Source organism: Arthrobacter sp. NEB 688, from assembly GCF_013201035.1.
Lineage (GTDB): Bacteria > Actinomycetota > Actinomycetes > Actinomycetales > Dermatophilaceae > Phycicoccus.
The window spans coordinates 389,117-408,364 of record NZ_CP053707.1 but is presented as its reverse complement, the minus strand read 5'-3'; the positions used below and the strand labels follow the sequence as shown (position 1 = coordinate 408,364).

Annotated in this window: 17 protein-coding genes; 10 read left to right on the top strand and 7 right to left on the bottom strand. The window is 74.3% G+C overall.

The window, feature by feature from the left end:
* Positions 1 to 62: 62 nt before the first annotated feature.
* Both HL663_RS01975 and HL663_RS01970 read left to right on the top strand, forming a co-directional pair.
* Positions 63 to 1,334, top strand: a complete 1,272-nt coding sequence (locus HL663_RS01975) for a PQQ-dependent sugar dehydrogenase (protein WP_173026816.1) — start codon at positions 63 to 65, stop codon at positions 1,332 to 1,334.
* A 36-nt stretch (positions 1,335 to 1,370) separates the two neighbouring features.
* Positions 1,371 to 1,814, top strand: a complete 444-nt coding sequence (locus HL663_RS01970; RefSeq protein ID WP_173026815.1) for a hypothetical protein — start codon at positions 1,371 to 1,373, stop codon at positions 1,812 to 1,814.
* Positions 1,815 to 1,817: 3 nt separating this feature from the next.
* Here HL663_RS01970 and HL663_RS01965 read toward each other — a convergent pair whose 3' ends face one another.
* The gene (locus tag HL663_RS01965) at positions 1,818 to 2,429 is read right to left on the bottom strand and encodes a hypothetical protein (RefSeq protein WP_173026814.1); all 612 of its coding nucleotides are present in this window, start codon (positions 2,427 to 2,429) and stop codon (positions 1,818 to 1,820) included.
* An 81-nt stretch (positions 2,430 to 2,510) separates the two neighbouring features.
* Between HL663_RS01965 and HL663_RS01960 the strand changes: the two genes are divergently transcribed.
* The 7 genes from HL663_RS01960 (at position 2,511) to pntB (ending at position 12,774) form a co-directional block, all read left to right on the top strand.
* Positions 2,511 to 3,845, top strand: a complete 1,335-nt coding sequence (locus tag HL663_RS01960; RefSeq protein WP_173026813.1) for an MFS transporter — start codon at positions 2,511 to 2,513, stop codon at positions 3,843 to 3,845.
* Positions 3,842 to 5,287, top strand: a complete 1,446-nt coding sequence (locus HL663_RS01955) for a pyridoxal phosphate-dependent decarboxylase family protein (protein WP_173026812.1) — start codon at positions 3,842 to 3,844, stop codon at positions 5,285 to 5,287. Before HL663_RS01960 ends, HL663_RS01955 begins: the two co-directional genes overlap by 4 nt.
* A 22-nt stretch (positions 5,288 to 5,309) precedes the next feature.
* Positions 5,310 to 5,528 carry a hypothetical protein gene (locus HL663_RS01950; protein WP_173026811.1) on the top strand — a complete coding sequence of 73 codons (219 nt, stop codon included), beginning with the start codon at positions 5,310 to 5,312 and terminating at the stop codon, positions 5,526 to 5,528.
* Positions 5,529 to 5,919: 391 nt separating this feature from the next.
* Positions 5,920 to 7,548 (top strand): AMP-binding protein, encoded by a 1,629-nt coding sequence (locus HL663_RS01945; protein WP_173026810.1) that lies wholly within the window; start codon positions 5,920 to 5,922, stop codon positions 7,546 to 7,548.
* A 200-nt stretch (positions 7,549 to 7,748) separates the two neighbouring features.
* Complete coding sequence (locus tag HL663_RS01940; RefSeq protein ID WP_173026809.1) at positions 7,749 to 9,653, top strand: sunset domain-containing protein; 1,905 nt, start codon at positions 7,749 to 7,751, stop codon at positions 9,651 to 9,653.
* Between the two features lie 137 nt (positions 9,654 to 9,790).
* Complete coding sequence (locus HL663_RS01935) at positions 9,791 to 11,341, top strand: Re/Si-specific NAD(P)(+) transhydrogenase subunit alpha (protein ID WP_173026808.1); 1,551 nt, start codon at positions 9,791 to 9,793, stop codon at positions 11,339 to 11,341.
* Positions 11,338 to 12,774, top strand: coding sequence for a Re/Si-specific NAD(P)(+) transhydrogenase subunit beta (gene pntB, locus HL663_RS01930; protein ID WP_173026807.1), 1,437 nt, complete (start codon positions 11,338 to 11,340; stop codon positions 12,772 to 12,774). Before HL663_RS01935 ends, pntB begins: the two co-directional genes overlap by 4 nt.
* Before the next feature lie 18 nt (positions 12,775 to 12,792).
* On the opposite strand, the gene HL663_RS01925 is transcribed toward pntB, so the two are convergent.
* Both HL663_RS01925 and HL663_RS01920 read right to left on the bottom strand, forming a co-directional pair.
* A complete protein-coding gene (locus HL663_RS01925; RefSeq protein ID WP_173026806.1) occupies positions 12,793 to 13,461 on the bottom strand; it encodes an HAAS signaling domain-containing protein in 669 nt (222 codons plus the stop codon).
* Positions 13,458 to 13,802, bottom strand: a complete 345-nt coding sequence (locus tag HL663_RS01920) for a PadR family transcriptional regulator (protein WP_173026805.1) — start codon at positions 13,800 to 13,802, stop codon at positions 13,458 to 13,460. The genes HL663_RS01925 and HL663_RS01920 overlap by 4 nt, the downstream gene beginning before the upstream one ends.
* A gap of 127 nt (positions 13,803 to 13,929) precedes the next feature.
* Here HL663_RS01920 and purM point away from each other — a divergent pair, with 127 nt between their 5' ends.
* Positions 13,930 to 15,057, top strand: a complete 1,128-nt coding sequence (purM, locus tag HL663_RS01915; RefSeq protein ID WP_286175863.1) for a phosphoribosylformylglycinamidine cyclo-ligase — start codon at positions 13,930 to 13,932, stop codon at positions 15,055 to 15,057.
* Between the two features lie 176 nt (positions 15,058 to 15,233).
* Here the strand turns inward: purM and HL663_RS01910 are convergent, their stop codons facing one another.
* From HL663_RS01910 to HL663_RS01895, 4 genes are all read right to left on the bottom strand, one after another.
* Positions 15,234 to 16,424: an endonuclease gene (locus HL663_RS01910; protein ID WP_173026803.1), complete on the bottom strand. Its 1,191-nt coding sequence runs from the start codon at positions 16,422 to 16,424 to the stop codon at positions 15,234 to 15,236.
* Positions 16,425 to 16,874: 450 nt separating this feature from the next.
* The gene (locus HL663_RS01905; protein ID WP_173026802.1) at positions 16,875 to 17,402 is read right to left on the bottom strand and encodes a cysteine hydrolase family protein; all 528 of its coding nucleotides are present in this window, start codon (positions 17,400 to 17,402) and stop codon (positions 16,875 to 16,877) included.
* Positions 17,399 to 18,943: a purine-cytosine permease family protein gene (locus HL663_RS01900; RefSeq protein WP_173026801.1), complete on the bottom strand. Its 1,545-nt coding sequence runs from the start codon at positions 18,941 to 18,943 to the stop codon at positions 17,399 to 17,401. Before HL663_RS01900 ends, HL663_RS01905 begins: the two co-directional genes overlap by 4 nt.
* Positions 18,944 to 19,044: 101 nt before the next feature.
* Positions 19,045 to 19,227 (bottom strand): DUF3073 domain-containing protein, encoded by a 183-nt coding sequence (locus HL663_RS01895; RefSeq protein ID WP_173026800.1) that lies wholly within the window; start codon positions 19,225 to 19,227, stop codon positions 19,045 to 19,047.
* Positions 19,228 to 19,248: the final 21 nt, after the last annotated feature.

Genomic DNA, 19,248 nt, shown 5'->3' with positions numbered 1-19,248 from the left:
GGGCGCTGTCGAACGCCGACGACGCGCGTGGCCCCGGCCCGTGGCGGATGTGAGACTGGGGCATGGGAACGCGTCGCTCGACCGCCGTCCGCCGCACCGCGGCCCTCGCCGCCTGCCTCGGCCTCGTGCTCGTCGGCGGGTGCTCCTCGGGCGACGACGACGGCTACGGGGAGGTCCCGGCGCGCCCCACCGCGTCGCCGAGCGGCAGCACGAGCGCCCCGGCGTCGACGAGCCCGGCCCCGCGCAGCACGCAGGAGCCCGAGCTCGACGTCGAGGAGGTCGCCGGCGGCCTCGAGCACGGCTGGGACATCGGCTTCCTCCCCGACGGCTCGGCCCTCGTCACCGAGCGCCCCGCCCGCCTCTCGCTCGTCTCGGGGCTGCGCGAGGGCGCGACGGTCACCCGCGTGCGCGCCGACCTCGACGACGTGTACGTCAGCGGCGAGGGCGGCCTCCTCGGGATGGTCGTGCACCCCGACTTCGCGCAGACCCGGCGCTTCACGACCTGCCAGACCCACCAGGAGGGCGGGACCCCGACGGACATCCGCCTCGTGACGTGGCGCCTGTCGGCGGACGGTCGCTCCGCCGAGCGGGTCAGGACCCTCCTCGACGGTCTGCCGATCTCGACCGGCCGGCACTCGGGGTGCCGCCCCGAGCTCGACGCCGACGGCGCGCTCGTCGTCGGGACGGGCGACACGGCCGTCGGCAGCATCCCGCAGGACCTCACGAGCCTCGGTGGCAAGACGCTCCGGCTCGACCTCGAGACGGGGAAGCCCGTGGACGAGAACCCCTTCCCCTTCGCCGAGGACCCCGCGCAGCGCTACGTCACGAGCTGGGGCCACCGCAACATCCAGGGCGTCGCGCTCCAGCCGGGCACGGGGCGCATCTTCACGGCCGAGCACGGACCGTCGAACAACGACGAGGTCAACCTCATCGAGCCGGGCAAGAACTACGGGTGGGACCCGGCGCAGGGCGGCACCGTCGGCGGCTACGACGAGGGCGTCCCGATGACCGACACCGGGCGCTACCCCGACGCGATCCCCGCGGTGTGGCAGAGCGGCCGGACGACCCAGGCGGTCTGCGCCGCCGAGTTCCTCGAGGGCGAGCAGTGGGGGGCGTGGGACGGCGCGCTGGTCATCACCGCGCTCAAGGGGGCCAAGCTGCTGGTGCTCAGCCTCGACGACGACGGCTCCGTCACCGACGTGGCCATCCCCGAGGCGACGAACGGCCCCTACGGACGCTTGCGGGCCGCGCGCCTCGGCCCCGACGGCGCCCTCTACGTGACGACGACGAACGGCGACGACGACAAGCTGCTGCGCATCACGCCGCGCACCTGACCGCCGGCGACGCCGGGACGCGGTAGGACTGGTGCTGTGCGGATCCTCGTCGCGTACCTCGTCGTCATGGTGCCGCTGCTCGGCCTCGCCGCCGCGGCGCTGTGGCCGCCGCGCCGGTGGCAGGCGGCGCTCCTCGTGGCGGGGCCGGCCCTCGCCGCGCTCGCGGCCGCGGGGTTCCCGGGCGTCGAGCGGCTCGGCTGGCTGCTCGTCCTCGGTGTGCCGTGGGCGCTCGCCCTCGTCCTCCCGCTCGTGCCGTGGCGGCGCGAGTGGGCGCGCCTGGCCATCCCGCTCGTCGTGCTCGCGCTCGTCGTGACCGGTATCGCGCTGGCCCGCGGCGCCGTCGCCGCCGTCGTCTACCTGGGTCTGCCCGGGGCGGCGGCCGTGCTGGGGCTCGGGCTCTTGGCCCTCGCCCGGCACGACCGGCGTGTCGACGCCGCTGCCGCTGCCGCTGCCGCCGCTGCCGCGACCGTGGGCCGCTGAGCGTCAGGCGACGTCGACGATGGTCGTCGTCACCTCGGTGACCGACGGGCGTCGTGGCGTCGACGAGAACCCGAAGCGGCACGGCGGGTCGACGGGCGCCAGCGCACCGAGGTCGGCCCCGTCGAAGCGGCCGGACATCCCGGTCACCGCGTGGACGTCGCTGGCGCCGTAGTACTCCCGCCGCCCGGCGCGCGCCACCCCGCGGGTGCGCACGCCCTTCAGCACGACGCGGGCGACCGGGTCGGCGAGCGTGGCGAAGGCGGGGCTCGTGGCCAGCGGGGCGGGGACGAGCCCCAGCAGGGCGCCGAGCGGGGTGCGCCCGCCGACGTCGACGGCCAGCGACAGCGAGGGGGAGGACACCGTCAGGCCCCGGGTCGCGGCCGCGTGCACCTCCACCGGCTGCAGGCGCACCTCGTCGAACGTGTACGTCGTCGAGACGAGGTCGACGACCTCCGGCGTCGGCGCGAGCAGCACCCGGTGCCCGGTGGCGGTCTCGACCATCGCGTCGGCGAACGACCCGAAGGGCGACTCGAGCCACCACCCGACGACGACCCGTACCCCGGAGGTCGACCCCACGCCGACGATGCGTCCCCGGAACCTGCGCCGCGTGCCCATCGGCCCATCATCGCGGGCGGTGCCCGTGCGGCCCGCGCCGAGTCCCTGCCGATCGGCCGTCGGGGCCACTAGGGTCCGGCCATGGACGAGCGCGGCGTCGCGGTGGAGCGGTCCGCCCTGCCCGCGTCCGTGCGGCGCGGATACGGGCTGGGGTCGGTCGCGACCGGGTCCTTCGGGACGGTGCCGGGGCTGCTGCTCCTGCCCTACCTCACCGACCGGCTCGGCGTCACCGCCGGTCTCGCCGGGCTCGTCGTCCTCCTGCCCAAGGCCTGGGACGTGCTCCTCAACCCGGTCGCGGGGCGCATCAGCGACCGCTCGACGCATCCGGCCGGCCGCCGCCGGCCGTTCCTCCTGCGCGCCGGGCTCACCCTCGCCGTGGCCTTCGTCCTCCTCTTCGCCGGCCCGACGAGCCCGACCGCGCTCGCCACGACGTGGGTCGTCGTCCTCTTCCTCGCCTGCGCCAGCGCCTACGCCTTCTTCCAGGTGCCGTACGTCGCGATGCCGGCCGAGCTCACCGACGACTACGACGAGCGGACCCGGCTCATGACGTGGCGCGTCGCGGTGCTGGCGCTCGCCATCCTCGTCAGCGGCGGCCTCGCTCCCGTGGTCCGCGACGCCGTCGGCCCCGAGCAGGGCTACCGCGCGGTCGGGCTCTTCGTCGGCGCGCTCATCCTCGTCGGCACGGTGGGGGCGTGGTGGGGGACGCGCGCCGCGCCGGTGCGCCGGGCCGCCACCGCCGGGGGGAGCCTGCGCGACCAGCTGCGCGTCGTCGGCTCCTCGCGCGAGTTCCGCACCCTGCTGGGTGTGTTCGTGCTCCAGGCCCTGGCCACGGGCGCGATGCTGGCCGGCGTCGACTACGTGGCGCGCGTGCAGCTCGGCCGCCCCGGAGCCTCGGCCGTGCTCTTCGTCTGCTTCGTGGCGCCGGCACTGCTCGTGACCCCGCTCTGGCAGCGGGTCGGCGAGCGGCACGGGAAGCGCACCGGCTACCTCTGGGGGTCGGTGCTGCTCGGCGTCGGGGCGCTCGCGACCCTCGTCGCCCTGCCGCTGGGCACGGCCGCGACCGCCGTCACCGTCGGCGTCGTCGGTGTCGGGTACGCCGCCTGCCAGATGTTCCCCCTCGCGATGCTGCCCGACGTCGCGGCGGCCGACACCGCGCGCACCGGCGAGGACCGTGCCGGCACGTACACCGGCGTCTGGACCGCGGGCGAGACGCTGGGGCTGGCCGTGGGGCCGTTCCTCTACGCCCTCGTGCTGACGCTGGGCGGGTACGTGTCCTCGACCGATGCCGCTGCCGCGCAGCCGGACTCGGCGCGGACCGCCATCGCGCTGGGCTTCACCGTCGTCCCGGCCGTGCTCGTCGCCGCGTCCGTCCTCGTGCTGCGCCGCTACCGCCTCGACCCGAAGGAGACCGGATGACCCGGCCCAGCATCCCGACCGGCGCCGCCGCCGCGGACGTCCTCGACGAGCTGCGGGCCCTGCGCTCCGCCGACCTGCCGACGCACGGCGGCCGCACCCTCGCCTACGTCTACGACTCCGGGCTCGCGGAGGCGGACGCGCTCGGGCGCGAGGCGCTCGCGATGTTCTCGTCCGCCAACGGCCTCGACCCCACCGCGTTCCCCTCGATCCAGCGGATGGAGAACGACCTCGTCGCCCGGGCCGGGGCGCTGCTGCACGCGCCCCCGGGGTTCACCGGGGTCGTGAGCTCCGGTGGGACGGAGTCGATCCTGCTGGCCGTCCTCGCCGCCCGCAACGCCGCGCCGCACGTCGCCTCCCCGAGCATGCTGCTGCCGGCCTCGGCCCACGCCGCGTTCCGCAAGGCGGCCGAGTACCTCGGGGTGCGGGCGGTCGTCGTCGACGTCGACCCCGTCACGCTGCGCGCCGACCCCGACGCGATGGCCGAGGCCGCCGACGGCTCGACCGTGCTCGTCGTGGCCTCCGCGCCGTCCTACGCCCACGGCGTCGTCGACCCCGTGGCGACCATCGCGGAGCTCGCGCTCGACCTCGGCGCCCGCTGCCACGTCGACGCGTGCATCGGCGGGTGGGTGCTGCCCCACCTCGACGACGTGCCGCCGTGGGACCTCGCCGTCGACGGCGTGACGAGCATCAGCGTCGACCTGCACAAGTACGCCTACACGCCCAAGGGGGTCTCGGTGCTGCTGCACCGCGACGCCGACCTGCGGCGCGGCCACCTGTTCGCGTCCGCCGACTGGCCGGGCTACACGATGCTCAACACGACGACCCAGTCGACGCGCTCGGGCGGACCCGTGGCGGCCGCCTGGGCGGTGACCCGGTTCGTCGGCGACGAGGGCTACGCGCGCCTGGCCCGCGAGACCCGCCGGGCGACGCTCGAGGTCGCGCGCGCCGTCGAGGACGTCGACGGCCTGCGCGTCGTCGCCCCGCCGGACTCCACCCTCCTCGCGCTCGCCGCCGACGACACCTGCGACGTCTTCACCGTCGCCGACGAGATGCTCGCCCGCGGCTGGTTCGTCCAGCCGCAGATGACCTTCCGCGACCTGCCGCCGACCCTGCACCTCACCTTCTCGGCCGCGACCGCCGCGGCGGTGCCCGAGGTGGTCGAGGCCCTGCGGGAGTCCGCGGCCGCCGCGCGGGCCGCCGGGCCGGTGCGCCTCGACCCATCCCTCGCCGGGATGCTGGCCCACCTCGACCCCGCCGGCCTCGACGACGAGGGCTTCGCGCGGCTGCTCGCCGCGGCCGGGCTGGCCGGCGAGGGCGGCGGCATCGCCCTCCCGTCCCGGATGGCCCCGGTCAACGCGCTCCTCGACGCGAGCCCGCCGGCGCTGCGCGAGGCGCTGCTGGTCGGCGTCCTCGACCGGCTCTCCCGCCCCACCCCGTCCTGACCCCCGACGACCGGAGGACCCCGTGGTCTCGACCCTCTCGAGCAGCTGGCGCTGCCAGCAGTGCGGCCGCAGCGTGCACGGACCGAAGCACACGACCCAGCTGGGCCGCACCATCTGCACCTCGTGCCAGCACGACCACGACGCGCTCGTCCTCGGGTCGTGGAGCGGCGGCGGGTTCGGCGACGTCGTCGCGGTGCGCGGGGCGCGGCGCTGGATCCGCCGGGCGCTCGGCCGCGACTGACCGCGCGATGACCCGGCAGGTGCGGGCTTATCGCGGTCCGGTTGCCTGGTCGCCCGCGATATCCCCGCACGTGCGGGCTTTTCGAGATCCGGGTGACCCAGCAGACGCGATGACCCGGCACGTGCGGGCTTTTCGTGGTCCGGGTGGCCCAGCAGGCGCAACGACCCCGCACGTGCGGGCTTTCCGTGGTCGGGTTACCTGGCTGCCCGCGATATCCCCGCACGTGCGGGCTTTTCGAGATCCGGGTGACCCAGCAGGCGCGATGACCCGGCACGTGCGGGCTTTTCGTGGTCCGGTCCCGGGGCGGGTCGTGGCGAGGCGGCGCTCGGTTGCCCGGCGGGCCGCGGACGTGTTGGGTGGTCCCGTTGGCACCGCCGCCGAAGGGACCCCGATGACCGTCACGCCCGACTCCGCTCTCTCGCACACGGTCGGCCCGCTCGACCCGCCCCTGCTGGAGCAGACGATCGGTGACGCCCTCGACGCCACGGTCGAGCGCTTCGGCGACCGCGACGCGCTCGTCGACCGGGCGCAGGACCTGCGGATGACGTGGTCCGAGCTGGGGGAGGCCGTCGACCGGCTCGCGCGCGGGCTGCTCGCGACCGGCCTGGCCAAGGGCGACCGCGTGGGCATCTGGGCCCCGAACTGCGCCGAGTGGACCCTCGTGCAGCTCGCGACGGCCAAGGTCGGGCTCGTCCTCGTCAACATCAACCCGGCCTACCGCACCCACGAGCTGACCTACGTCCTGCGGCAGGCGGGCATCCGGGTGCTCGTGACGGCCGCGTCCTTCAAGACCTCCGACTACGTCGCGATGGTCGAGACCGCCCGGCCCGAGTGCCCGGACCTGGAGCAGGTCGTCGTCATCGGCCGCGAGACGTGGGACGCCCTGCTCGCCGGCGCCGACGACGTCAGCCCCGAGCGGCTGACGATGGCCCAGCGCGACCTCGACCCGTACGAGCCGATCAACATCCAGTACACGTCGGGGACGACCGGCTTCCCCAAGGGCGCGACCCTCTCGCACCACAACATCCTCAACAACGGCTACCTCGTCGGCGAGCTCTGCCGCTACACCGAGGCCGACCGCATCTGCATCCCCGTGCCGTTCTACCACTGCTTCGGGATGGTCATGGGCAACCTCGCGGCGCTGACCCACGGCGCCTGCATGGTCATCCCCGCGCCCGGCTTCGACCCTGCGCTCACGCTGGCTGCCGTCTCCGAGGAGCGCTGCACGTCGCTCTACGGCGTCCCCACGATGTTCATCGCGGAATGGGCTCTGCCGCAGTTCGACTCGTACGACCTCACGTCGGTGCGCACCGGCATCATGGCCGGCTCGCCGTGCCCCGCGTCGATGATGACGAAGCTCATCGAGTCCGGGATCGAGGAGGTGACGATCTGCTACGGCATGACCGAGACCTCGCCGGTGTCGACCCAGAACCGCACCGACGACACCTTCGAGCAGAAGGTCAACACCGTCGGCGCCGTGCACCCCCACCTCGAGATCAAGGTCGTCGACCCGCTGACCGGCGAGACCGTGCCGCGCGGGACGCCGGGCGAGTTCTGCACCAAGGGCTACTCGGTGATGCTCGGCTACTGGGAGGAGCCGGAGAAGACCGCCGAGGTGCTCGTCGACGGCTGGATGCACACCGGCGACATCGCCGTCATGGACGAGCGGGGCTACGCCCAGATCACCGGCCGGATCAAGGACATGGTCATCCGCGGCGGAGAGAACGTCTACCCGCGCGAGATCGAGGAGTTCCTCTACACGCACCCGGACGTCCTCGACGCCCAGGTCATCGGCGTCCCCGACGAAAAGTACGGCGAGGAGCTCTGCGCCTGGGTCCGGATGCGCGACGGCGCCGAGCCGCTGACCGCCGAGGCGCTGCGCGAGTTCTGCTCCGGCCGCCTCGCGCACTACAAGGTGCCGCGCTACGTCAAGGTCGTCGAGGAGTTCCCGATGACGGTGACCGGCAAGGTGCGCAAGGTCGAGATGCGCGAGAAGACGGTCGAGGAGCTCGGGCTCTGACCCGGCCGACCCCGGCCTGACCTGCGGCGACGCCGCGGGGGCGGCGCGGCGGGCCCGGTTGCCGCCGTGGGCGCGGACCCCCTAGGTTCTCCTCTCGCAGGGGAAGGTCGGGCGACGCCCGGCGGTGCTGCCGGGCGCGTGCCCGACGGTAGGTTGGTCCGACGCCGTCTCCCGGCGTGCTCTCGACAGGAAGACCCCACATGTCCATCGACACGCCCCTCCTCGTCGCCGTCGTCGCGGTCGTCGTCATCGGCCTCCTGGTCGCCTGGCTGCTCGTCCGCCGCTCGTCGGCACGCAAGGACGCCGCGCGCGCCGAGGCCGCCGGCCTGCGCGCGCAGGCCGAGGGGCTCGCCCCCGCCGTCGCCGGCCAGGAGGCGTTCGCCGCCCAGTCCGAAGAGCGCGCGGCCGTGGCCCGCGCCGAGGCCGAGCGCCTCGCCGCCGAGGCCGAGGCCCGCCGCGCGGACGCCGAGGCGACCCGGACGGACTACGAGGAGCTGCTCACCCGCGCCGACGTCGTCGACCCGGACGTCGAGACGCCCGAGCACGCGCAGGAGGCCGTCGCGGCCGCCGCCGAGCCGGCCCCGGTCGACGCCGCGGCCGACGAGGACGCCGACCCCGCGCCGACGACCCGCGCCGAGGCCCGCCGCCTGCGTGAGGAGGCCGAGCGCTCCGCGTGGGCCGGCAGCCCCGCCGCGCCCGTGCCGGGCGCCGCCGGCGCCGCCGTCATGGGGGCCGAGATCGCCGCCGAGGGCCACCACGCCGCCGGCGAAGAGCCGACCACGTCGGACGAGGCCCCCGACGCCGGATGGTCCCCCGCCCGGGTCGCGACCCCCGAGGAGGCCACGGCCCCCGTCGACGCGAGCACCACGCAGACCCTGCCCGCCGACGAGGTGCGCGCCGACGAGGTGCACGACGCCGACGTCGTCGACGAGCCGGTGGACGCCGACCCGGTCCCCTCGGCCCCGGAGGACGTCGTCCCGGCCTCGGCCCCGGCGCCCCTCGAGTCGGTCACGGCCCCGGTCGAGGACGCCTCCGAGCCGTCCGCCGCCGACCACGCCAGCGCGCGCATCGCGACCGCGGCCGACTACCGCGACGACACGGCCGACGGCACCGACGTGTGGACCGCGCCGGTCGTGGGTACTGACGACGCCGTGAGCAGCGACCACGACGAGACGTCCGCCGCCGACGACGCCCGGACCCCGTCCGGCGAGTGGGGCGGCCCGCGCGAGCCCGAGGGCGAGACGGCTGCGGCCGCCGAGGAGCCCACCACGACCCCGGCCCCGGCCGGGGACGCCCCCGCCGTCTCCGAGCCCGCGGTGGGCGAGGCCGGCACCGAGGACGAGACCGACACCGTCGGCGCCACCGAGGACGCCGGCGACGAGCCGGCCCCGGTCTCCCCGACGCCCGACACCGACGGCCCCGAGGCCTCCCGGGTCGTCGAGGACCCCGCCGCGGGCGCCTTCGCCGAGCCCGAGGAGCCGGTGCCCGGCGACGTGCACGACCCGTCGACCGAGCGCGACTGGTCGGCCGACGAGGCCGAGCTGCTCGACGAGAACCGCGAGCGGGGCGACCGCCTCGCCCAGGAGCGCGCCGAGATGGACCGTGACGCCGCCGCCGTCGGGATGGACCCGGTCGACCCCGCGTCCGCCGACGACACCCCCGCGCACGACGAGACCGCGCACGACGAGACCGCGCACGACGAGACCGCGCACGACGAGACCGTGGACGAGCCGGCCCCCGCGCCGGTGGACGAGCCGGTCGCCGGCGAGCCCGCCGACGTGACCTCCACCCACGACGCCGACGCGGTTGCGGCCGAGGGGTCCCACGACGACGCCCCGGCCGACGAGCCCCAGGACGACGCCACCCCGGCGACCGCCCGCCGGGTCTCGGAGTTCCACGAGGTCCGCGACGGCGGCTACGGCATGGGCTCCGCGGCCGCCCTCGACGACGGCGCCCAGCCGCTCGACCACCCGGTGCAGGCCTACCGCGACACGATGTCCTACCGCCTCCCCGACGACCCGGGCTACGCCGACGCCGTCGCCGACGTCTGGTTCTACGACGCGGCCGCCGCCGAGCGCAGCGGCTTCCACCGCTCGCAGGGCTGAGGCCCGCACTCCCCGGCGCGCCGGTCCCCTCGGGGGCCGGCGCGCCGCGCGTGTGCCCCGTGCCACACGTCGCGAATCCCCGGGCCCGACCCGCTAGGTTCGGACGGAGTCCGCCCCGGCATCGGAGAGGAAGCCCCGTGCGCATCGGAGTCCCCAGGGAGTCACGACCGGGGGAGACCCGTGTCGCGGCGACCCCCAAGACCGTCGAGCAGCTCGTCGGCCTCGGCTACACCGTCTTCGTGGAGGCCGGCGCGGGTGCGCGCGCGAGCTTCACCGACGAGGCCTACCGCGAGGCCGGCGCCGACGTCATCGAGGGCGCCGTCTGGAACGCCGACGTCGTCCTCAAGGTGACGGCGCCGACCGACGCCGAGGTGGCGCGACTGCGCCCGGGCACGGTGCTGGCGTGCCTCCTCGCGCCGGCCCTCGACCCCGACCTCGTGCAGCGCCTGGCCGACGCCGGCGTCACGGCGCTCGCGATGGACGCCGTGCCGCGCATCAGCCGCGCGCAGTCGCTCGACGTCCTGTCCTCGATGGCCAACATCGGCGGCTACCGGGCCGTCGTCGAGGCCGCGCACGAGTTCGGCTCGTTCTTCACCGGCCAGGTCACCGCGGCGGGCAAGGTCCCGCCGGCGAAGGTGCTCGTCGTCGGTGCCGGAGTCGCGGGGCTGGCGGCCATCGGCACGGCGAGCAGCCTCGGCGCGGTCGTGCGGGCCTTCGACGCGCGCCCCGAGGTCGCCGAGCAGGTCGAGTCGATGGGGGCGCAGTTCCTGCGGATCGACGTCGACGACGACGGTCCCTCGGCCGACGGGTACGCGAAGCAGACGAGCGCCGACTTCGACGCCAAGGCCGCCGAGCTCTACGCCGCGCAGGCCCGCGACGTCGACATCGTCATCACGACGGCGCTCATCCCGGGTCGTCCGGCGCCTCGTCTGCTGACCGAGGAGATGGTCGCCGCGATGAAGCCGGGCTCGGTCGTCGTCGACATGGCCGCGGCCAACGGCGGCAACGTCGCGGGCACGGTCGCGGGCGAGAAGGTCGTCACCGACAACGGCGTGACGCTGCTCGGCTACACCGACCTCCCGGGCCGACTGCCGACCCAGGCCAGCCAGCTCTTCGGCACCAACCTCGTCAACCTCGTCAAGCTGCTGACGCCGGGCAAGGACGGCGAGGTGCACCTCGACCTCGACGACGTCGTCCTGCGCGGCATGACCGTCGCCAAGGACGGCGAGGTGATGTGGCCGCCGCCGCCGGTGCAGGTCTCGGCCGCCCCGGCGCCGGGCACCGACGTCGTCACCGTCGACACGAGCGCCAAGCCCGCGAAGCAGCCGATGAGCGGCTCGACCAAGCTCGCGCTCGGCGCCGCCGGGGCCGCGCTCTTCCTGCTCGTGTCGGCCTTCGCGCCGCCGCCCTTCCTCGGCCACTTCATGGTCTTCATGCTCGCGGTCGTCATCGGCTTCTACGTCATCGGCAACGTGCACCACGCGCTGCACACGCCGCTCATGTCGGTGACCAACGCGATCAGCGGGATCATCGTCGTCGGCGCGCTGCTCCAGGTCGGGCGCGGGAGCGTCGCCGTCTCGGTGCTCGCGTTCGTCGGCATCCTCGTCGCGAGCATCAACGTCTTCGGCGGGTTCCGGGTGACCGCCCGAATGCTCGAGATGTTCAAGCGCGAGGAGCCCGTCCGATGAGCTCGACCCTCACGCAGGGCGCCTACATCGTCGCGGGCCTGCTGTTCATCCTCGCCCTCGCGGGGCTCTCGCGGCACGAGTCCGCCCGCCGCGGCAACCGCTTCGGCATCGCCGGGATGGCCGTCGCGCTCGTGGCCACCGTGCTCGCCGCGACGATGGGGCTGCGCGAGTCCTCCGGCGGCCTGACCGTCGAGACAGGCGGCTCGGGCTGGGTCGGCCTGCTGCTCATCGTCGTCGCGATGGGCATCGGCGCCGCCATCGGCCTGGACCGGGCCCGCAAGGTCGAGATGACCGGGATGCCCGAGCTCATCGCGATGCTCCACAGCTTCGTCGGGCTCGCGGCCGTGCTCGTCGGCTGGAACTCCTCCTACGAGCTGACGGCCTACCCGACGATCCACGACGTCGAGGTGTTCGTCGGCGTCTTCATCGGCGCGGTGACGTTCACCGGCTCGATCGTCGCCTACCTCAAGCTGTCGGCCCGCATCCCCTCCAAGCCGCTGATGCTGCCGCACCGCAACCTGCTCAACGTGGGCGCGCTGGGCCTGTTCGTCGTGCTGACCGTCGTCTACGTCGCGGTGCCGGACCACGCCGTGTTCGTGCGGCACCTGCTGCTCGGGCTCGTCACGCTGCTGGCCCTCGGGCTCGGCTGGCACCTCGTCGCGTCGATCGGCGGCGGCGACATGCCGGTCGTCGTCTCGATGCTCAACAGCTACTCGGGCTGGGCGGCGGCCGCGGCCGGCTTCCTCCTCGGCAACGACCTGCTCATCATCACCGGTGCGCTCGTCGGCTCCTCGGGTGCGTACCTGTCGTACATCATGTGCCGCGCGATGAACCGGTCCTTCATCTCGGTCATCGCGGGTGGCTTCGGGGTCGAGGCGGGCACCGCCGCGGCCGGCGACGTCGACTACGGCGAGCACCGCGAGGTCACGGCCGAGGGCGCGGCGTCGCTGCTCACCGCGGCGCGCTCGGTCGTCATCACCCCGGGCTACGGGATGGCCACCGCCCAGGCGCAGCACGCCGTCGCCGAGCTGACCAAGCGGCTGCGCGCCCAGGGCGTCGAGGTGCGCTTCGGCATCCACCCGGTCGCCGGGCGCCTGCCGGGGCACATGAACGTCCTGCTCGCCGAGGCCCGGGTGCCCTACGACATCGTCCTCGAGATGGACGAGGTCAACGACGACCTCGCCGAGACCGACGTCGTCCTCGTCATCGGCGCCAACGACACCGTCAACCCCGCGGCCGCCGAGGACCCCACCTCGCCGATCGCCGGCATGCCGGTGCTGCGGGTGTGGGAGGCCAAGGACGTCGTCGTCTTCAAGCGCTCGATGGCCACCGGGTACGCCGGTGTCCAGAACCCGCTGTTCTTCCGCGAGAACACGCAGATGCTCTTCGGCGACGCCAAGGCCCGCGTCGAGGACATCATCGCCGCCCTCTGACCCGGTCGGGCCGGCGGGTCAGACGAGAGGCGCCTCGCGCCACGTGCGCCGAGCGGTGACGACGGCGCCCACGAGAACCGCCCCCGTGAGCACGAGGACGAGCGGGGTGCTGATGACCATCGGGTCGAGGAAGAGGGCGCCGGCGACGACGGCCACCGTCATCGCCGGACCCAGCAGCGCGAGCTCCACCTTGGTGCGCGTGGCGGGTTGTGCGCCCACGACCGCCACGGTGGTCGCGACGAGCCAGATCGGCAGCAGGAGCGGCTGGGTCAGCATCGCGATCTCGAGGGGGTGGGGGAACACGAGCCCCCACTGTCCCTGGGACAGGACCTCACCGATCCGGCCGACGAACACGAGGGCCGCGGGGAGCGCCACCGTTGCGAGGGACGCGACCACCGCGATCCGCACCCGCAGCGGATGCAGCGGCCGGGGCGGGGCGACGGTCCACGACGGCGGGGGCGTGGCGGGCTGGTCGGCGCGGGCCTCGGCGGCGATGCGCTCGGGCGGGCCGAGCCGGACCAGGGCGGCCTCGAGGGCGCCGGGGTCGTCGGGGTGCTCGGTGGCGACGGCGTCGAGGTGCTCGCGCACGCCGGCCAGCACGTCGTCGCGCGTGCCGGGGTCGAGGTCGGAGAGCATCCGGGCCAGGTCGTCGAGGTAGGTGGTGACGCGGGTGTCGGAGCCGTTCACGGGTGTCCTCCCTGGAGGGTGGTGTCGACGGCGTCGCGGAAGGACTTCCACGTGCGCCGGAAGGTCTCGAGGGCGATGCGCCCCTGCGCGGTGAGCGTGTAGTAGCGCCGCGGCGGGCCGGCGCTCGACTCGGCCCACGTGGTCTCGACGAGCCCCTGCTTGCGCAGCCGGGAGAGCAGCGGGTAGAGCGTGCCCTCGCCGGCGAGCAGCACCCCGTCGTCGCCGAGGCGCCGGGCGAGGTCGAGGCCGTAGGTCGGCTCGGTGTCGAGCAGCGCGAGGACGCAGTGCTCGAGCGCGCCGCGACGCAGGTGCGTCAGGATGGCGCTGTCACCCGGTTCCATGCGTCACAAGGTAGCGCTCCGGGTCGGGGCGCGGCAAGCATCCGGTCGCCCTCCGTCCGGCGCGGGGAGGGGCCGGGGGCGCGGGCACGGACGGGCCGGGCGGCCCGGCCTCGGTAGGCTGCGCGGCGTGAGCGACACCGAGCAGCCCACCGCCATCACCTACGCCGCGGCGGGGGTCGACGTCGAGGCCGGTGACCGCGCCGTCGAGCTGATGAAGGAGTCCGTGCGCCGGGCGACCCGCCCCGAGGTGCTCGGGGGTCTCGGCGGCTTCGCCGGGATGTTCGACGCCAGCGCGCTCGCGTCCTACCGCCGGCCGGTGCTCGCGACCTCGACCGACGGCGTCGGCACGAAGGTCGCCATCGCGCAGGCCCTCGATCGGCACGACACCATCGGGTTCGACCTCGTCGGGATGGTCGTCGACGACATCGTCGTCTGCGGCGCCGAGGCGCTGTTCATGACCGACTACATCGCCTGCGGCAAGGTCGTGCCCGAGCGCATCGCGGCCATCGTCTCCGGCATCGCCCGCGCCTGCGAGCAGGCGCGCGTCGCGCTCGTCGGCGGCGAGACCGCCGAGCACCCCGGCCTGCTCGACCCCGACGAGTACGACGTCGCGGGCGCGGCCACCGGCGTCGTCGAGCACGACGCCGTCCTCGGGCCGCAGCGGGTGCGGGGCGGCGACGTCGTCCTCGGCCTCGCGAGCAGCGGCCTGCACTCCAACGGCTACTCCCTCGTCCGTCGCGTCGTCGCGCACGCCGGGTGGGGTCTCGACCGGCACGTCGACGAGTTCGGCCGCACCCTCGGCGAGGAGCTGCTCACCCCGACCCGGGTCTACGCCGCCGACCTGCTCGACCTCGTCCGGCTCGACGGCGTCGACGTCCACGCGCTCTCGCACGTCACCGGCGGTGGGCTCGCGGCCAACCTCGCGCGTGTGCTGCCGCAGGACGTGCACGCCCGGCTCGACCGTGCCTCGTGGACGCCGCCGGCCGTGTTCTCCACCGTCGGGTCCCTCGGCAACGTCCCGCGGGCCGACCTCGAGCGCACCCTCAACATGGGCGTCGGCTTCGTCGCGGTGCTCCCGGCCGGCTCGGTCGACGAGGCGACGGCGCACCTGACGGCTCGCGGCATCGACACCTGGGTCATGGGCGAGGTGCACGAGGCGTCGGCCGCGGACGCCGCCACCGGCGAGGTCGTGCGCGGGGCGAAGGGCGTCGACGGCGGCTCGGTCGAGCTCGTCGGCGAGCACCCCGCCGCCTGAGGGTCCGCCCGCCCGACTTCTTGCGCATCCGCCACCCCGGAGGGCCTGCCAAGGGCTCCTCGAGGTGGCGGATGGGCAGTCAGTGGGGCTGAGGGTCAGGTGCCGGCCGCCCGTCGGGACAGTGGACAGGATGTCCGCGACGGACGACCGGCGGTTCTGGTGGGGGAGGTCGGGGGTCAGCCCCAGATCGCCGGGGCCCACTCCGGGTGGTCGATGAACGGGTTCCGGTTGTGCTGCCACGTCGTGTAGATGCGGTCGTTGCGGCGCATCTCGGAGGCGTCGACCGGGTCCTGCGCGTTCCACTGGAGCAGCACCGAGAGCCTGCCGATGGACGGCGCCGCGCCGTTGCCGACGGAGTTGTTCATCTCGAGGTTCGCCCAGCCGTCGTCGCCCTCGTAGCGGACGGCCATGTAGAAGATCATCCGGGCGACGTCGCCCTTGACCGCGTTGCGCGGCTCGAAGGAGTCGCTGTCCGAGAGGCAGCCGGTGCACTGCGCGACCGCGCCGCCGCCGTTGTCGAAGTCGAGGTTGCCGCGGGTGGAGTTGACCGTGACGTCCTCGGGGCGCAGGTGGTGCACGTCGGTGCCGGGGCCGGTCGCGGTGCCGAAGTCGCCGTGGGACTTCGCCCAGACGTGCTCGCGGTTCCACTGGTCGACGCCGCCACCGTTGTCGGACTTGGCGATCGAGCGCCCGGAGTAGATCTCGACGACGTTGTTGGTGTTGTTCGGGTCCTCGTCGGTGTCCTTGAGGGCCGTCCACACCTGGTCGTAGGTGAGCTTCGTCTGGTCGTCGATGATGCCGTGCAGCGCGGTCTTGAGCGCCGACCCGGTCTTGCCGACCGCCGGGGCGTAGTAGGTGCTGTCGTAGGCGCCGGTCCCGCCGGTACCTCCGCCGGTGCCCCCGCCCGTCCCGCCGCCGGTGTCGCCGCCTCCGGTGCCGGCGGACGCGACGGCGGTCGTGCTCGTCATCCCGGGGTGCGAGAAGTAGGCCGCGAGGGTGCCGGTGACGTCGAGCTGCTTGCCCATCAGGCCCGGGTTGGTCTTGAGGCCCCACTGTGAGCGCAGGGCGGTCGGCAGCTGGACGTAGAGCATCTTCGCCGTCGAGGTCTCGGAGGCGGTGTCGGCGAGCGCGAGCGCGTAGTCGCTGGGGAAGGCCGAGCGCACGACGGTGGAGGTCGCGGTCGGCTGGCCCACGACGTAGCCGCGGACCGTGTGGGAGGCGCCGTCCTGGGTCGCCACGGCCTGGGCGACGGTCAGCGGGGTGGCCGCCTGCGACGCGGGGGCGGTCAGGCCGAGGAGGACGACGAGGGCTGAGGCGAGCGCGAGGGCGGTGGGCACCGCGCGCCGTCGGGTCTGGTGTCGGGTCACGGTGGACGACCCTGCCCGTCGACCAGTCGGGCGCGGGTCTGGCCGGGTCAAGGATTCGGTCAGGACTCACCCATGCGCGGGTCAACCGCACCGGTGCCCCACCATCCGACTGGTTGCGAGTTCTGCCGCTCGACACCCCGTGGGTGCGCGCGTCGGGCGGCGGAACTCGCAACCAGTGGAGATGGAAGGGGGGGCACGACGGTGTGACGGGCGTTGGCGCCCGCGGGCCGCGTACGAACGTGGTCGACGCGCCGAGGTGGCGTGCGAGGGGAGGCAACCCGCCGAGGTGGTGGGCTCTGCGCCTGCGTGTTGCCTGCTCTCGCAGGAGCCGGGCTGAGGCTCCCCGGCGCCCAGTGGCGTCCGACTGGTTGCGAGTTCTGCCGCTCGACACCCCGCGGAGGGGCGCGTCGGGCGGCGGAACTCGCAACCAGTGGGGAAGGGGGCGCGGGGTCAGGTGATGGTGACCTGCGGGCCGAAGAGGGCCATCGCCGCGAGGGCCTGGGCGTGGTTCTGGGGGGTCGAGCCGGCGCAGGCGTCCGCGACGACCTCGACCGTGACGCCGGCGTCGGCCATCGGCAGGACCGTCGAGACGACGCAGCAGTCCGTCGCCACCCCGGCCACCGTGACCCGCGCGTCGGCGCCGACGAGCTCGCGCAGCACCGGCCACTTGCCGAAGGTCCCGGCGGTGACGACGCTCCCGGCGAGACCCTCGAGCTCAGGGACCACCGCGTAGAGCGGGTCGGCGTCGGGCACGAGGGCGAACGGCCACTCCGCGTAGTACGGGCCCCACGACCCGCCGAGCGAGGGGTCGGCGACGAACCGGGTGACGATGGTGCGCTCCGGGCCGAAGCGCTCGGCCAGTGCGCGCATCCGGTCGACGGCGCCGGCGAACATCGGCGAGCCCCAGGGCGAGGTGCCCGGGGCGGCGAAGACGACCTGCGGGTCGACGACGACGAGCCAGTGCCCGTCGGCCGTCATCGGGCGACGGGGGACGCGGCCTCGGCGGCGGCGCCCTGCTCCTGGCGACGGACGGCGCTGCGGCGGGCGACGAACGTGACCCCGAAGCCGATGACGAACGCGAGGATGACGCCGATGTTCGCGTAGGGCCAGGTGCCGTCCCAGTACGGGGCGCCATCGCCCTGCGTGACGTACGTGCCGAGGCCGAGCGGCTCGAGGAGGTAGCCCTGCCAGTTGTTCCAGGCGGCGTCCTGCGCGAAGTTGTTGACGACCAGGCCCCAGCCGAGCACCGAGGCGAGCACCATCGTCCCGACCGACACCCAGTCCCACGCGCCGTAGCGGCCACGCGCGTCGAAGAGCGCGTCGGCGCCGTCCGGGCCCCAGTCGTAGTCGCGGCGGCGCATCACGAGGTCGGCGATGAAGATGCCGGCCCACGCCGCGAGCGGGACGCCGAGCGTGATGAGGAAGGACTGGAACGGCCCGAGGAAGTCCTGGGCGACGAAGACGACGAAGAAGGTGCCGAGGGTGAGGATGACGCCGTCGACGAGCGCGGCGGCCGGCCGCGGGATCTTGACGCCGAGGGAGAGCAGGGTCAGGCCCGAGGAGTAGATGCCGAGCACCGCGCCGGAGACGAGCGAGAGGATGACGGCGACGAGGAACGGCACGAGGAACCACGTCGGGAGGATGCCGGCGAGCGCGCCGATGGGGTCGCTGCCGATGCCGTCGGCGACCTTCTGGTCGGACGCGGCGACGAGCAGGCCGAAGCCGACGAGGAGCACCGGCGCGATGGACCCGCCGATCGTGTTCCAGAGGACGACCGCGCGGTCGGAGGCGTCGCGCCGCTGGTAGCGCGACCAGTCGGCGGCGATGTTGATCCAGCCGAGGCCGAAGCCGGTCATCACCATGACGAACGCGCCCACGACCGCTCCGGGGGGCCCGGACGGCACGGCCGAGACCGCGCTCCAGTCGATCGTGCCCTGCGCGAGCACGATGACGACGAACATCACGGTCACGGCGCCGGTCACCCACGTGAGGACCGACTGCAGCCGCATGATGACGTGGTAGCCGGCGACCGAGGCGGCGACGATGAGCAGGGCCACGACGACCGCCGCGACGATCTTCGTCGCGGTGCCGCCGCCCAGCCCGAGGCGCTGGAAGACGGTGGCGGTCGCGAGGACGGCGGTGATCGACAGGAAGGTCTCCCAGCCGATCGAGGTCAGCCACGAGATGACGCCGGGCACCTTCTGGCCGGTGACCCCGAAGGACGCGCGCGACAGGATCATCGTCGGCGCCGAGCCGCGCTTGCCGGCGATCGCGACGACCCCGCAGAGCAGGAACGACACGACGATGCCGAGGACGGCGACGAGGACGCCCTGGCCGACGGAGATCCCGAAGCCGAGGACGAACGCGGCGTAGGAGATGCCGAAGACCGACACGTTGGCCGCGAACCACGGCCAGAAGAGGTCGCGGGGGGAGGCGGTGCGCTCGGCCTCGTCGATGATCTCGATGCCGGTCGTCTCGACGCCGAGGCGCCGGGTCTCGGCTGCGCTGGTCTCGCTCATGGAGCGAGCATGGCAGACCGTCCCGGCGCCGTCGGCGCACGGCACACCGGCGTCAGTGACGCCTCACTCCACCGAGGGAGGAGGAAGCGGGAGGAGCGGCGTCAACGCCGCCCGGAGACCCACTGCCCGTCGTCGTCGTCCCAGTCGCGCTCATCGGCGGTGTCGCCGGTGTGGCTCTGGGTGTGCAGTTCACGCTCAAGCGCCGACAGGTCGGTGTCGGGGCTGAAGTACTTCAGCTCGCGAGCAACCTTGGTCTGCTTGGCTTTGGCCCGGCCGCGCCCCATGGCGTGACCCCCTCGTGAATC

Excerpts from the sequence above, each read along its gene's own strand:
- HL663_RS01975 (WP_173026816.1), top strand. The coding sequence starts at position 63 with ATGGGAACGCGTCGCTCGACCGCCGTCCGCCGCACCGCGGCCCTCGCC.
- HL663_RS01965 (WP_173026814.1), bottom strand. The coding sequence starts at position 2,429 with ATGGGCACGCGGCGCAGGTTCCGGGGACGCATCGTCGGCGTGGGGTCG.
- HL663_RS01960 (WP_173026813.1), top strand. The coding sequence starts at position 2,511 with ATGGACGAGCGCGGCGTCGCGGTGGAGCGGTCCGCCCTGCCCGCGTCC.
- HL663_RS01955 (WP_173026812.1), top strand. The coding sequence starts at position 3,842 with ATGACCCGGCCCAGCATCCCGACCGGCGCCGCCGCCGCGGACGTCCTC.
- HL663_RS01945 (WP_173026810.1), top strand. The coding sequence starts at position 5,920 with ATGACCGTCACGCCCGACTCCGCTCTCTCGCACACGGTCGGCCCGCTC.
- HL663_RS01940 (WP_173026809.1), top strand. The coding sequence starts at position 7,749 with ATGTCCATCGACACGCCCCTCCTCGTCGCCGTCGTCGCGGTCGTCGTC.
- pntB (WP_173026807.1), top strand. The coding sequence starts at position 11,338 with ATGAGCTCGACCCTCACGCAGGGCGCCTACATCGTCGCGGGCCTGCTG.
- HL663_RS01920 (WP_173026805.1), bottom strand. The coding sequence starts at position 13,802 with ATGGAACCGGGTGACAGCGCCATCCTGACGCACCTGCGTCGCGGCGCG.
- HL663_RS01905 (WP_173026802.1), bottom strand. The coding sequence starts at position 17,402 with ATGACGGCCGACGGGCACTGGCTCGTCGTCGTCGACCCGCAGGTCGTC.
- HL663_RS01900 (WP_173026801.1), bottom strand. The coding sequence starts at position 18,943 with ATGAGCGAGACCAGCGCAGCCGAGACCCGGCGCCTCGGCGTCGAGACG.
- HL663_RS01895 (WP_173026800.1), bottom strand. The coding sequence starts at position 19,227 with ATGGGGCGCGGCCGGGCCAAAGCCAAGCAGACCAAGGTTGCTCGCGAG.